A 13,813-nucleotide genomic window follows, 5' to 3' on the forward strand; every position below is an offset into this window, starting at 1 on the left:
TCGTGCGCCACGCTCAGGTACGGCCGTCGCGCCCGTTGCCGTCGTAGCCGAGCAGCCGCATGGCGGTGTCCGGGTCCATGGCCGCGGCCAGGAGCTGGGCCCGGGCGTGGGCCTCGTCGCGCTCGCGTTCGGCCTTGGCCTGCGCCGCGCGTACCCCCTTGATCGCCACCAGTGCGAGGCCGGCGCCCACGATCACCGCGACGATCACGATGAACAGCAGGAACAGCAGGCCCGGCGAGGCCACCAGGGAGGAGCCCGCCCCGTTGGCGCCGTTGCCCGTCACCGCCAGTGCGGCGATGGCGGACAGCGCCACGAGCCCGAGCAGGCTGGCGATGACCAGCCAGACCCGGCCGGGGCTCCGCCGCCGCGGTGGCGGCGGCGCGGCGGCCGGCTGGACCATGACGGGCACCGGTGGGTGCGCCGAGGTCGACTCGGGCGCCCACGGCACGAACTCCGGCCGATCGACCTGATCGGCGGTGGAGGCCTGTCTGGCGTCGCCGGCGATCCGGTAGCCGGGCGCGGTCGCGGCCGGCGGCGCGATCACCGGCGGCTGAATGGTCGTGACCGGCGGCGAGGACGGAGGCGCCGGCGGGATGACCGTGACGCCGTGCCCGCCGAGGGCGACCGACACGGGCTCGGCCTCCCGCTCGACGGCCCCGGGCAGGTCGCGATCGATGCGGCTGTGCTCCTTGTGCGCCCTGGCCGCGTCGCGGTGGTATTCCTCCAGCTCCTGGTAGAGCTCGTCGGAGGCGTAGATCGTGCCGTCGATGAGCGGCCCCGGCTCCCGCCGGATGATCGCCACCACGTCGTCGCCGTTGAGCGTCTTGTGCGTCTCCAGCGCGTGTGCCACGCAGAGCACGTCCCTGCGGTGCTCCTGCAGCAGCTCCCCGGTCTTCTCCAGCAGCCGTACCAGGTTGAACTCGATCCGCTCCCCCAGCACGTCGGGGGTGAGATCGGGCTCCTTTTTGCTGGGCTCCCTTTCGGTGATGCCGATCGAGCCGCCGCCGGGGAGGGGCTTGCGCACGGCCTTGCCACCCATGATCTCCAGCTCCTGGAGCGCGGGCAGCGAGGTGACGCCCGAGCCCATGCCCCAGTACGACTCCATCATCGCGGTGAGGTAGGTCGCGGAGAACAGGTCGCCGGACACGCCGGAGGAGTTGTCCTCGCCGAAGAACATCCGCTCCCCGGCCAGCGACGCCAGCGAGACCATGATGTCGGCCTCGTGCTCCGACTTCCACCGGGTGAACTGGTCCTCGGGCTTGATCGAGGCGACCATGCCCAGGTAGTCGGCGCCCTTCTCGATGGTGGCGATGTCGATCTCGAGGTGGAAGCGGGTCACGTACGCCACGACGGCGTGGCAGGCCTCGTGCACGGCCACGGCGTGCCGCTCGCGCTCGATGTATTCGACGTCCTCGGGCGGGCCGAGCTGCTTGAGCCGCTTGGCGCGCAGCACGTCCGACCAGGTGATGATCTCGCGCCCGTCCCTGATGGCGGTGATCAGCGACTCGTTGACCAGGTCCTTGATCGTGGCGCCGGTGGCGTACGGGGTGATCGTGGCCAGCTTGTCGACCTGCTCGGGGGTGAGCTCGTGGTCGACCTTGTCGAAGTAGCCCTGGTAGGTGCGCACCCGCCCGGCCTTGGACGGGTAGCCGACCTTGTAGATGCGGTCGATGCGGCCCGGCCGCAGCAGCGCCTCGTCCAGCGCGTCGGGCCGGTTCGTGGCCATCATGACGAGGATGCGGTATTTGGGCGGCGGCTTGGGGCGCATCCCGAGTAGCCGCCTGACGAGCCGGTTGAAGAACCCGCGCGGTTTCTTGAGCCCGGACAGCTCCGTGAGCAGCGCCTGCAGCGTGCCGGGGTCGCCGCTGCCCATCATGCCGCCGCCCATCATGAAGCGGTTACGCCGGCCCGGCTCCTCTTCCTCGCGCCGGGCGCGGAAGGCCAGCACCTGGCGGGTCTCCTCGGACAGGTAGTTGAGCCCGTGGCAGCCGGCGTACCCGGACAGCCCGGAGAAGCCGCCGCCCGGCACGTTCGGGCCCTGCTGGGCGAGCCGGCCGCGCTTGCCGAGCGAGTCGGCCTCGTCGAAGAAGACGATCACGCCGCCGTACCGGAGGGCCAGCTTGCGCAGCTTCCTGAACAGCCCCTTCACCTTCAGGATGCCGATGCCCATGAACATGTTCGTGAACGCACCCGGATCCACGAACACGTACGGCTTGCCGGTCTCACCGGCCACGGCCTCGGCCATGAGGGTCTTGCCGGTGCCCGGCGGGCCCCACAGCAGCAGGCCGCTGGGGACGTACCCGCCGCGCTTCTCGATCTCGTCGGGCCGCTCCAGGAAGACGATGTTCTCCCTGACGCGCTCGACCACATGGTCCTGCCCCCACACGTCGTGGAAGCGGGTCTTGATGTCGTCGGGGAAGTAGGTCTCGACGCCGCCCCTGGACAGGAACCAGAACAGGCCCACGAACTGGATGATGACGAAGAAGAACAGGAAAACGATCTGCAGGAAGAACGGCAGCGCCTGCCAGATCAGCGCGGGCACCTGGAACAGCGCCTGGAACGGGCTGATGTCCAGCACCGCCCCCAGCACCAGGGCGATCAGCACGACAAAGAAAGTGATCTTCAGTGCCCGCGAGAGCCGGTAACGCGTCCAGTCGTCGAAGCGGCGGTGCGTCCAGCGGTCGAAGCCGCCGAAGACCTTCTGGCTCCAGAAGCGGTGGTAGGCCGACCAGCGCTCGCTGATGAAGAAGTGCAGCTGGCGGATGACCTCCGCGCCGAGCAACCAGAAGATCCACTGGTATTCCTGCGCGATGGCCCGCGCCGCCTCAGGGAAGGTGACGACGCCCTCGTAGTCGGCCATCACCTTCCAGGTGAGGATGAGATAGGCCGCCACCAGAACGATGAGGAACTTGCTCCGATCCCAGAACTGCATTTTCTTCCTGGTCACGGATTCGGGATCGGAAGGCCCGCTGCCGGGGGCACGCAGCCCTTCATGGTGAATGGTCGTGGTCAATGGTGCTCCCTCATCCAGGCAGCCGGAGCAGCTTGAAAGAACTCGCGATCTTGTCGAACTCGCCGGCGCGCTTCCTGAAGCAGAGCGACTGGCAGCCGATGAGCATGACGGAGACCGTGGAACCCTTCTCGTCGAGAATGGCGGTGTGGTCGAACGTCTGGACGTCGTTGCCGATCTGGTAGTTGAAGCGGACCCGGACGCCCCGGGCGCCGGCGTCCAGGGTCAGCACCTCGTCGTTGAGAAGCTCGAAGTTGTTGAGGGTCGGCGGCTGGCCGGTCGCGATCGACTGCTGGAGGTAGGCCTCGCGCACCTGCTCGGTGACCGGCAGGACGAAGTCGCGCAGCCTGTTGAGCGAGATCGCGTCCCGCTGCTCCTCGGTCAGCTGGTGCACGGTGGCGTAGACGAAAGGATCCGCCGAGCCCAGGATGTGGTCGACCGACGGTTGCGTGGACTGGTCGAAGGCCGTCGACCAGACCCGCTGCGCCCGCAGCTGCGCCGCCTGTGAGTTGGGATGGTCGCCGGACAGATACATCTCGATGGCGCTGGCGTTGAGCTGCGTGAACGAGGCCGGCACCTTGAAGTACGTGGTGCCCGTCCGGTCCCGGACATAGGTGAATTCCGGCTGCCCGCACGCCGACAGCATGAAGATCGCGGCTAGGAGCGCGATCAAAGCCCGTGTCTTTTTCACCAGGGCTTACCTCCGCATTTACGGACCAACGGAGTTGTTGTGCCCGCTTTCAGGCGGAATGAGCCCCTTGCAGGGTGAGAAATCTTGACCAAATCTTGGCCGAAGGTTGGCTTTACTTGTTACAGATCAAAAAGCCGCACGTCGTGGGGTCCTCGCTCCATGACTCGCGGATCCGTACAACGTTCATGCAACCCCCATTGGTTCAACTCAGGAAGTAGCTAAAGATATGAGGATCCGTATCGACATCGGAGCATGGGATGACAGAACCCGCTATGGAGACCGTGGACTCCTTCGGCATGTCGGCCGAACGCCAGTTCGCCGACGTCTGGTCGAGGACGGTCCTGTCGGTCAGGGAGCGCCGCCTGCTCCTGCTCGGGCTGCTCGTCGGCCAGGGCCTCGACCAGTTGACGGACGTTCAGCTCGACCTCGCCCTGCGGGCCGGCGACCTCAGCGAGACGGAGTTGCGGGAGGTGGTGGTCTTCCTCGCGCACTACGCGGGCTGGGCCCGCGGGGCGATGCTGAACGACCAGGTGGAGAGCTTGATCGAGCGCGTCAGGCAGGCTCGATCCGATAGACCGGGCCCCGGAGGCTGAGCGCGTAGAGTTCGCCGTCGTGCCCTTGGCCGAACGATGACAGTTGCTCCACCTCTCCGACCTCGGCCGCCTTCTCCACCTCGTCGACGGGGGCGGCTTTGATCCATCCGGCGCAGAAGTCGCCGTACAAGAATTGGCCCTGCAGCCACGGGATCTTCTCGCCCCGGTAGACGTATCCGGCGATCACCGAGCAGTTGCCGTCCTGGTTGAGCGGGTAGACGAGCACCGGTTCGACCAGCTCGCGCTCCTTCCCGCCCTTGAAGGACTTGTCGCCTTCGCGCAGGCTCCAGCCGTAGTTCTCGCCGCCTTCCGAACCCGCCGGCTGATAGTCGACCTCCTCCCACGCGTTCTGCCCGACGTCGCCGATCCACAGGTCGCCGGTCTCGCGGTCGAAGGAGAACCGCCACGGGTTGCGCAGCCCGTACGCCCAGATCTCGGTCTTCGCGCCGTCCTTGCCGACGAACGGGTTGTCCTCGGGCACCTTGTAGGGCCGGCCCGCCCGGGGGTCGATCCGCAGGATCTTGCCGAGCAGCGTGCCGAGATCCTGTCCATTGCCCTCGGGGTCGCCCGCGCCGCCCCCGTCGCCGAGCGCGATATAGAGGTGGCCGTCGGGGCCGAAGGCGAGCTGGCCGCCGTTGTGGTTGGGGAAGGGCTGGTCCTGGGTGAGCACGTCGCGCCGGCCCGTCGCCTCGGAGCCGTCGTAGGCCCACTCGGTGACGTGGGTGCGGCCCTGGGTGTCGGTCCAGTCGAGGTAGACCCACCGGCCGGACGGGTGGAACGCGACGCCCAGCAGGCCCTGCTCGTTGCCGCCGCTCACCTCGCCCGACAGGTCGATCACCGTCTTGCGGTCGGAGGTCCGCAGCCGGCCTGTCTGCTCGGCGACGTAGAGGCGATCATCGCCCTCGCGCACGGCGAACGCCACCGGCTTGTCGAACTCTCCGATCTTCCTGAATCGCAACTCGCCCCGCTCGGCCGGGGTCGTCTCCTGGCTCTGCGGGGCCTGCGGGGCGGCGGTCGTCGTCCCGGCACGGGGAGTGAGCGTCCCGGCAGGCGGCGAAGCCTCAGGCGAGCAGGCGGTGACAGCTACGGCGAAAAGGAGCACAGCCAGGACGAGGCGCACGCCGTTCATCCTGTCACGGACGCTAGGGTTCAGGCATGCCCACCGCATTGATCACCGGCGCCACCGCCGGCCTCGGCGCCGCCTTCGCCCGGCGCCTGGCCGCCGAGGCCTACTCGCTCGTCCTGGTGTCGCGGGACGAGAGCCGGCTGGCCGAGGCCGCCGGCCAGCTCAAGCTCAGGTACGGCGTGAGCGTCGAGGTGCTGCCCGCCGACCTCGCCACCGACGACGGGATCGCCGCGGTCGAATCCCGCCTGCGCGACGGCGTCGACCTGCTGATCAACAACGCCGGGTTCGGTCACCCGGGCAGCTTCCCCGACGTGCCGGTCGCCGACGAGGTGCGCATGCTCAAGGTGCACTGCGAGGCCGTGCTGCGGCTCACGCTGGCCGCGCTGCCCGGGATGCGCGAGCGCGACCGCGGGGCCGTGATCAACGTGGCGTCCGTGGCGGCGTTCTTCACGCGCGGCACCTACAGCGCCTCCAAGGCATGGGTGGTGAACTTCAGCGAGTCCGCCGCAGCCGAGGCCGGCAATCCGCGCATCAAGATCATGGCGCTGTGCCCCGGGTTCGTGCGGACCGAGTTCCACCAGCGGGCCTCCATGGACACCTCCGGCATTCCCGGCTTCCTCTGGTTGAAGGCCGACAACGTGGTACGGGAAGCGCTGCGCGATCTGGCGCTCGGCAAGCGGGTGTCGGTGCCGGACATCCGTTACAAGGCCATCGTGGCGGTCGGCAGGCTGGTGCCGCGCAGCTTGCAGAGCCTCGTGTCGGGCAAGATCGGACGCTGAGGATCGAACGCCGGCGGGATTCCGCCGGCGGACATGGAAGGGCCCCCGCCGCGGGAGGGGGTCGCGGTGGGGGCCCAGCGATCGTGAGCTGGGCTCACGATCGAGAACTGCGGCTCGCGGTCAGCGGTTGGCCTCGTGGCCGATCGCCAGACCGGAGGCCGGGTCGAAGAAGTGCATGTTGTGCGTGTCGATGACCAGGTCGATGTTCTGGCCGGGGCGGACGTGGCTGCGGGCGTTGACGCGGGCGGTCCACAGGGACTTGTCGCCCACCAGCGGCAGTGCCGCCTCCTCGTCGTCGCCCGTGTCGGCGGCGGCGACGGTGTCCTTGTGCTCGACCGGCGGGGCGTCGATCAGGAACAGCACGTTGATCTCGGAGCCCAGCTCCTCGGTGACCTCCGCCTTGACCGGCAGCGTGGCCCAGCCGTTGGCGTGGGTGCCGGCGGAGCTGGCGTCCTCGAAGTCGGACGGGCGGATGCCGAGGATGATCTTCTTGCCGATGTACTGGTCGAGGCCCGGCTTGTCAGAGAAGGTCGAGTCGGGGATCGGCAGCTTGACGTCGGCGAAGGTGACCGCGGCACCGCCGTCGCGGACCAGCTCGGCGGTGACGAAGTTCATCGAGGGCGAGCCCATGAACCCGGCCACGAACAGGTTGACCGGCTTGTCGAACAGGTTCTGAGGAGTGTCGACCTGCTGGAGCAGACCGTCGCGGAGCACGCAGACGCGGTCGCCGAGGGTCATGGCCTCGACCTGGTCGTGGGTGACGTAGACCGTCGTGACGCCGAGGCGCTCGTGCAGCGTGTTGAGCGAGGCGCGCATCGAGACGCGGAGCTTGGCGTCGAGGTTGGACAGCGGCTCGTCCATGAGGAAGGCCTGCGGCTCACGCACGATGGCGCGGCCCATGGCGACACGCTGGCGCTGACCACCGGACAGAGCGGCCGGCTTGCGCTTGAGGTAGGTGTCCAGGCCGAGCATCTTGGCGGCCTCGCCGACGCGCTTCTGGATCTCCGCCTTGGGCATCTTGCGGAGCTTGAGGCCGAAGGCGAGGTTCTCCTCGACCGTCATGTGCGGGTAGAGCGCGTAGTTCTGGAAGACCATCGCGATGTCGCGGTCCTTGGGCGGCAGGTGGTTGACCACCTTGTCGCCGATGGAGATCTCACCGCCGCTGATGTCCTCCAGGCCCGCGATCATCCGGAGCGCGGTCGACTTACCGCAACCGGACGGACCGACCAGCACCATGAACTCGCCATCCTTGATCTCAAGGTTGAGCCCGTTCACGGCCTTTACGCCACCGGCGTAGATCTTGTCGACGTTCGTCAGAACGATGGATGCCATGACATTCCTTCGCGCTCCAGGGCGGTAGCCCGGATGTTTGTACCGTGTGCCCACTTCCGTGGATACGTTTTCAAGCATCTCACCCGAAAGAGGACATCGGTGTCAAGGGTTCCCGTGTGACCAGCCTTTGTCGCTGCGTGAGTCTTCCCCTTGGGTGAAAACCATGATGGAATCGTTTCCATGGAGAGGCGGGCGACGATCAAAGATGTGGCCGAGGCGGCCGGCGTCGGCGTCGCGACCGTGTCCAGAGTTCTGTCGGGCGGCTCGGCCAGCCCGCAGACCAGGGAACGTGTCCTGGCCGTCGCCGCGCAGCTCGACTACCGCCCCAGTGCGCTCGGGCGCAACCTGCGCCAGCGCCGTACCGGCGGCATGGGCCTGCTCGTCCCCGACCTGACCGACACCTTCTACGGCCAGCTGGCGGAGGGCGTGCTCGCCTGCGCCCGCTCGGCCGGCGAGCCGGTCGTGCTCGGCTCGACCGGCGGCGACCCCGAGCAGGAGTCCGAGCTGATCGGCATGCTGCTGGAGCAGAGCGTGGACCGCCTGATCGCGGTGCCGTCAGGCGACGCCGAGACCTGGACTCCGGCGATCCGCGCGGGCATGACCGTCGTCTTCGCCGACCGCCTTCCCTCCCATGCCGCCGACGAGGACCTCGGGCCGGCGGTCCTGGCGGACCTCATGGCCCTGGACGGCCTGTCCGCCGCCGCGCAGGCCCGCCCGCTGGACGTGCCGGCCGTGGTGGCCGACGACCGGGCCGGCATCCGCACGGCCGTCCGCTACCTGCGGGGCCTGGGCCATAAGCGCATCGCCTTCCTCGGCGGGCCGGGCCACGATCGCCGGGCGGCGGCCTTCAGGGACGCGGTGGGGGCGCCGGTGGACGAGGAGCTGGTGGTGTTCGGCACCGGCAGCCGCGACTCCGCCTACGCCGCCGCCTCCGGCCTGCTCCAGAGCCGCCCCGACCTGTCGGCGGTGGTGGCCGGGGGGAACGTCCTCGGGGAGGCGGCGGTGCTGGCGGCCCGAGAGCTGGATCTGCGGGTGCCGCGGGACGTGTCCCTGGTGATGTACGACGACGTGCCCTGGGCCGAGCTGTGCGCCCCGCCGCTGACGGTGATCGCCCAGCCGGGACGGGACATGGGCTATCGGGCGGCGGAGCTGGTGCTGCGCGCCGCAAGCAGGAAACCGCGCAGCGTGGTCCTGCCGACCGAGCTGATCATCAGGGGGAGCTGCGGCCCACACCGCTGACGCTCTTGGGCGCGCCGGTGTAGCGGCGAGGCAGGATCATGACGGGGTTGTCGTCGAGGATCACCTCCGGTGGCCCGAACGCGGCGGCGACCTCGCGGATCTCCGGCTCATCGAGCATCAGCAGCCGCCCACGCTCGACGAACACCTCGCCGTCTACCAGCACGGTGGGCCGGTCGACCTGGCAGTCGCAGTGTGCGAACCCGGGTCCCGTCGTGACCGGCACCCCGTCCGTCAGCCCGTCGAGGCCGCAGTAGAAGGCCCCTGCGTGCTTCTCCCGCTCGAACTGCGTCCCGCCGGACACCCGGACCTTCGGGTTGAGCCCGAACAGAGCGTGCCGCATGTAGTAGCCGCCGGGTGCGTACCGCCGCAGTTGCTCGGCGGCGGCGCCGCCTTCGATCTTGCGGACCAGGTTGCCCTCCAAGGTGAGCCGGACGGGCTCCTCGGGCACGCCGGTGACGGTGGAGTCCTCGACGACGAGGACGCCCTCGGTGTCGGTCGGCCAGAAGTTGGCGCCCCCGTAGGGGAAGGGCCGCCAGTCGCCGGGCCGCAACGCGCCACCCGGATTGGACTCGAACGTCAGCCCGGAGAACGTCACGTCGGTTCCCCGCTCGGAGATCACCCGGATCGACCGGGCTGCCGACAACTGCCGCAGCGCGCGGCCCAGCAGCGCATAGAAGACCTCGGTGGGCAGCCGCGCTCCGGTGAGCAGTGCTCCGGCCGTGGCGGTCATGTGCAGGGACAGGAACCGGGCGGAGCGGGACGCGATCTGGTCGAAGAAGAGCGGCGCTGTGTGCACCTCGCCCCACCACGTCCCGCTGATCACGACGTCGGACTCCCGGAACGCGGCCGCCTCGATCTCCAGCGGCGCCTCCCGGTCCCACCCCCCGGGGCTGAACGGCGCCACCGACAGGATCCGCACGTCGGCGTCCCGGTAGGCGGCCGCCGCGGCGATCGCCTGGACGACGACCGGGTCGACGGTGTGCTCCATGAGCAGCAGCACCCGCTCGCCGGCCCGCAGCCCGACGTAATCCAGCAGGTTGCGGACCCCGGGCATCAGCTCGACGATCGAGTATGGCGCCGCGGCCGGCTCGGCGACGTAGCTGAAAGGCGATCCTGCGTATGGATTGATCGTCACGCCGGACCTGATACCCAGCATCACGCAGCATATGCGACCGATTACTCCTTGGTCGTCAGTCCCATGGACCGGGCAGTACCGGCGACGATCTTGACCGCCTGGTCCAGATCCGTGGTGTTGAGGTCGGCCAGCTTGGCCGCCGCCACCTCTTTGAGTTGTGCCATGGTCACGACACCGCCACTCTGGTGCCCCGGCCGCGGACTGCCACCGTTCAGCCCCGCCACCCTGCGGATGAGGGATGCCGTCGTCGGCTGCTTGACCCGGACCTCGAAGGACCGGTCCTCGAAGACGGTCACCACAGCGGGGACCACGTGCCCGCGCAAATTCGCGCTGAGCGCGTTGTACTGCTTGCAGAACTCCATGAGGTTGATGCCGAGTGGGCCGAGGTCCTTGCCGACGTTCGCCGGGTTCGCCTCGCCGGCGGACAGGTGCAGCGTGACGGCCCTGGTGATCTTGTTCTTAGCCATGCGCGGTACGCTAAAGTCTCCTGTTACTGGAGACTCAAGTGCATTATTCGATCGGGCAGCTGGCCGCCCTCACCGGGCTGCCGATCAAGACGATCCGCTTCTACTCCGACGAGGGGGTCCTGCCCACCCCGGGCCGCACCGCGTCCGGCTATCGCCGTTACACCGAGGAGCACCGTGCCCATCTGGAGCTGATACGCACTCTTCGCGAGATCGGCCTCGACCTGGCGACGATCCGCTCACTGGGACACCGCCGACTCAAGGAGGTGCTGGCCCTTCACCTGGACGTGGTCGAGACGCAGATCACCGCACTCCAGCGGACCAGGGCCGTGCTCCGCGCCACCTTGGACAAGGACGACCCCACCGACGAGGACCTGCGCAGGCTGCACGCGCTCGGCCGGGTGGGCAAGGCCGAGATGGCAGGGCTGCTCGAGACGTTCATCGACGAGGTCGGCGGCGACATCACGGCCCGCCGCGAATGGCTGGCCGGCATGCGCGAGGCCATCCTGCCCGACCTCCCCGAAGAGCCCACCACCGCGCAACTCGACGCGTGGCTGGAGCTCGCCGGCCTGCTGGCCGACCCCGGCTTCCAGGAGAACCTTCGCACCACGAGCGAGGACTTCTGGGCGCGACCGCCCGAGGATCTTGACGCCTGGCGACGCGCCACGGCCACACTCTTCGACGAGGTCGGCGCCACCCTCACCGCAGGCATCGCCCCCGGCTCCCCCGAGGCCGGCCCCATGCTCGACCGCGTTTTGGAACTGACCGGGCAGAGCGGTGAGGAGATGCTGCGCGGGTTCGACGAGCATGATCCGCGGTCGGAGCGGTTGTGGGAGCTGGTGGCGATCGTCCGGGGCATCGACCGGCCATGGCCTCAGACGGCGGCCTACCGCTGGATCGAACAGGCGTTGCGTGCCCGCTCCACATCAGCCGATGTACGGCTCCCGCCGACCCGAGTCAATAGCGCGGACGAGACGTAGGCGCTGCGTCGGATGCATGGCCATCGCGTCGAACTCCTCAGCAGAAACCCGACCAGCCCAGCTTCTTGAAGTTCCACTGGAAGCGAATCTCATGTAACGATCGGGACGGCATGGTAGATCACGAACGGTGCCCCGGCGGCGAGGGCGGCGAATGTGGAGACACAACCTGTCGCGCACGGGGGGCACAGCCGCGATGCTGGCCGGGGCACCGCGTTACCGCGCGCGGAGGTGAGCGGAACGGCTCGCCTGCACGGGAAACCAAGCCATCGCTCGCAGCAGCATGTCACGGCACCGCCGGTCTGCAAGGCGAGCTGTTCTTGCTCGGCGACCCGGTGGGCAAGCTGCTCTGCCAGGTCTGCATCTACTGTCCTGGCGCACCCGGCGCCCTCTTGAGCGGGCGTGAATGGCTGCTTGCGCGTGGCCCACCAGCGACCAGCGTCCGAGCGCCACACCAACCAGCTGTCTGTACGGAAATGGGTCATACAGAGACGCTAGAAGCGACCGTTTCGGCGTCTCAATCAACTTGCACAAACTTCTATGGCGAATCAAGATCGGCAATCGCGGATGTGATGAGGTCGCGGGCCTGAGCGCCGTAGACGGCCGATTCAGCCAGTTCTGCGAAGCCCTTCACGTAGACAGCAATCTCTCGGGGCTGTGTTACGGCCACAGCCGCTGATAGCAGTTCAACATGGACTCGCGTGTCATCGAAGATGTTGAAGCCTTCCAGCGTCCACATGCGGCGCTGTGCAGTGAAAGGAATCACTCCGAGCGAGACGGACGGCAGGGAGGTCACGGCCAGCAAGTGACCGAGCTGGCCGGCCATGACCTCGGCATCACCGATGCGGTAGCGCAGGACGGATTCCTCAACCAGTACGGCAAACATGTGGTCGCCCTCGTACAGGACGCGAGAACGAGCGATGCGAGCGGCAACGGCTGCTTCGACGTCGTCGGGGGTCTCGTGAAATCTCGCGATCGCTTCCAACAGCGCCGCGGCGTAGGCCGGTGTTTGGAGCAAACCAGGCACGACTTGAGAGCAGTAGATGCGAAAGTGCCGAGTTGCCTCGTAGAGAGGCATCCGCGCTTCCTGCAACTGGCGTAGCCCGGTCGGGTGAACACGCCGCCATTCGACGTACATCGAATCGGCGGCACGGGACAGAGCGATGAGATCTTGCGCTTGATCTTCCGCGCCGCAGATCCGGCACCACTCGCGGATATCCATGTCAGAGGGTGGTGTGCGAGCGTGTTCGATGCGAGAGCATTTGCTCTCATGCCAACCAGCCGATGCGGCCAGCGCTCTCGCGGTCAGTCCGGCGTCGAGGCGGATCTCGCGGAGACGCTGGGCAACACCTTTGCGGACATGCTCAACGCTGGAGTGCGGAGACGTGGTCATAATCGGAACGTGCGTTAGGAGGGGCGGTACTCTGCGTGAGGGACAGCGCGGTCCCAGACCGCCTCAAACGCAGACGAACAGAGCTTGATCACATCCGGATCTTCCGAGACTTCGTCGCCCAGGTAGACACCGTCACCGGAGAACAGGCCGAATCGCACTAGCCGATCATCGAACAGCCAGAAGTCATTGCCCGGGAGGGCCAGGGCCGAGGCCTGCCGACGTGGCAGCCATCGGACGGCTTCCCCAACTCCAACATTCAAGGCGTCAGTGAGTTCGTATTCGTAGCGAATGAAGTCAGTGATCGGTTCCGAGATGACCCGCGCACGGCGGATGGTCACCCCGCGCTTGATCGTTTTGGTCGCCAGTTCGACCCATTCGGACCAGTGTGCTAGAGCGTCGATCGGGTGACCAGCCTGCCAGTCAAGATAGACCGGATCGTCGGGCGTGTAGGTGTCGCGCATCTCCAGATGCACAGCAGTATGCCGACACTGCCTGATGAGCTCAACGAATGTCGCCTGAGGTGCTGGCACGGCAAGCCTCCATGAGCAACGACGCCATGCGCCGTGGAATCCTGACTACCCTCTCATGATCCGGGATTGGGCTACGCGCGGCGACTTGCGCAAGTTCGCTGATGTCCGTGACCGCCCAACCCTGAATCACGATGCTCCCGTCTCGCTCGTCCACCCATACTGACGGGCAGTTGTCGCCGTTCGTGTTGGGGTCGATACCGATGAACCGGAGTGTCATGGCCGCCTCCCGGCTGCGGATGTGCGCGAACTTGCACGCTCCAGCCTGAGCCGAGTTCCTGGGCGCGTCAAGAGGCGATCCGATGACATGGTGAACCACGTTTCCGATGTCATGGATGCGCCTGCGGGGGGCTCGCGAGGCCAAGCCATAGCTGCGAGTTTCCTGTGAATTGCTCAAACGGTCAGCCGGTGACTGGCCGGACCGACCTGCTGTGTTTACCGACAGTTATGTTGACCGTCTGTCGGTGGAATCGTTGTGGCAAGGGAATCTTCGCAGGCTGGAGCCCCAGGCAGGGATTTCGCAGACATATTCGAGAAGTTTGGTTCG

12 protein-coding genes are annotated in these 13,813 nt (G+C 67.6%); 4 read left to right on the plus strand and 8 right to left on the minus strand.

The annotated features are described in order from the left end of the window. Nucleotides 1-13 precede the first annotated feature (13 nt). Nucleotides 14-3,013, minus strand: a complete 3,000-nt coding sequence (locus ACTWQA_RS15375) for an AAA family ATPase (RefSeq protein WP_443159905.1) — start codon at nt 3,011-3,013, stop codon at nt 14-16. A 10-nt stretch (nt 3,014-3,023) separates the two neighbouring features. Continuing rightward, on the minus strand, nt 3,024-3,701 hold the full coding sequence (locus ACTWQA_RS15380) for a hypothetical protein (RefSeq protein ID WP_443159906.1): 678 nt from the start codon (nt 3,699-3,701) through the stop codon (nt 3,024-3,026). Nucleotides 3,702-3,958: 257 nt separating this feature from the next. On the opposite strand from ACTWQA_RS15380, the gene ACTWQA_RS15385 reads away from it, so the two are divergent. Continuing rightward, nucleotides 3,959-4,294, plus strand: a complete 336-nt coding sequence (locus tag ACTWQA_RS15385; protein WP_327590721.1) for a carboxymuconolactone decarboxylase family protein — start codon at nt 3,959-3,961, stop codon at nt 4,292-4,294. Here the strand turns inward: ACTWQA_RS15385 and ACTWQA_RS15390 are convergent. Continuing rightward, nucleotides 4,254-5,423, minus strand: a complete 1,170-nt coding sequence (locus ACTWQA_RS15390; RefSeq protein WP_443159907.1) for a PQQ-dependent sugar dehydrogenase — start codon at nt 5,421-5,423, stop codon at nt 4,254-4,256. The genes ACTWQA_RS15385 and ACTWQA_RS15390 overlap by 41 nt on opposite strands. A 26-nt stretch (nt 5,424-5,449) precedes the next feature. Between ACTWQA_RS15390 and ACTWQA_RS15395 the strand changes: the two genes are divergently transcribed. Further along, nucleotides 5,450-6,199 (plus strand): SDR family NAD(P)-dependent oxidoreductase, encoded by a 750-nt coding sequence (locus ACTWQA_RS15395; RefSeq protein ID WP_443159908.1) that lies wholly within the window; start codon nt 5,450-5,452, stop codon nt 6,197-6,199. A gap of 120 nt (nt 6,200-6,319) precedes the next feature. Here the strand turns inward: ACTWQA_RS15395 and ACTWQA_RS15400 are convergent, their stop codons facing one another. Beyond that, nucleotides 6,320-7,531, minus strand: a complete 1,212-nt coding sequence (locus tag ACTWQA_RS15400) for an ABC transporter ATP-binding protein (protein WP_443159909.1) — start codon at nt 7,529-7,531, stop codon at nt 6,320-6,322. Between the two features lie 180 nt (nt 7,532-7,711). On the opposite strand from ACTWQA_RS15400, the gene ACTWQA_RS15405 reads away from it, so the two are divergent. Continuing rightward, nucleotides 7,712-8,770, plus strand: a complete 1,059-nt coding sequence (locus ACTWQA_RS15405) for a LacI family DNA-binding transcriptional regulator (RefSeq protein ID WP_443159910.1) — start codon at nt 7,712-7,714, stop codon at nt 8,768-8,770. Here the strand turns inward: ACTWQA_RS15405 and ACTWQA_RS15410 are convergent. Then, nucleotides 8,742-9,905 (minus strand): hypothetical protein, encoded by a 1,164-nt coding sequence (locus tag ACTWQA_RS15410; protein WP_443159911.1) that lies wholly within the window; start codon nt 9,903-9,905, stop codon nt 8,742-8,744. The two genes, ACTWQA_RS15405 and ACTWQA_RS15410, sit on opposite strands and share 29 nt — an antisense overlap. A 41-nt stretch (nt 9,906-9,946) precedes the next feature. Next, entirely contained in the window at nt 9,947-10,372 is a 426-nt protein-coding gene (rplK, locus tag ACTWQA_RS15415) for a 50S ribosomal protein L11 (protein ID WP_443159912.1), read from the minus strand. Nucleotides 10,373-10,410: 38 nt separating this feature from the next. Here rplK and ACTWQA_RS15420 point away from each other — a divergent pair, with 38 nt between their 5' ends. After that, entirely contained in the window at nt 10,411-11,349 is a 939-nt protein-coding gene (locus ACTWQA_RS15420; protein WP_443159913.1) for a MerR family transcriptional regulator, read from the plus strand. A gap of 535 nt (nt 11,350-11,884) precedes the next feature. Here ACTWQA_RS15420 and ACTWQA_RS15425 read toward each other — a convergent pair. Continuing rightward, on the minus strand, nt 11,885-12,739 hold the full coding sequence (locus ACTWQA_RS15425) for a helix-turn-helix domain-containing protein (protein ID WP_443159914.1): 855 nt from the start codon (nt 12,737-12,739) through the stop codon (nt 11,885-11,887). A gap of 14 nt (nt 12,740-12,753) precedes the next feature. Next, a complete protein-coding gene (locus tag ACTWQA_RS15430) occupies nt 12,754-13,269 on the minus strand; it encodes a DUF6879 family protein (protein ID WP_443159915.1) in 516 nt (171 codons plus the stop codon). Nucleotides 13,270-13,813 lie beyond the last annotated feature (544 nt).

It is taken from the genome of Nonomuraea sp. 10N515B (assembly GCF_052245915.1).
Lineage (GTDB): Bacteria > Actinomycetota > Actinomycetes > Streptosporangiales > Streptosporangiaceae > Nonomuraea.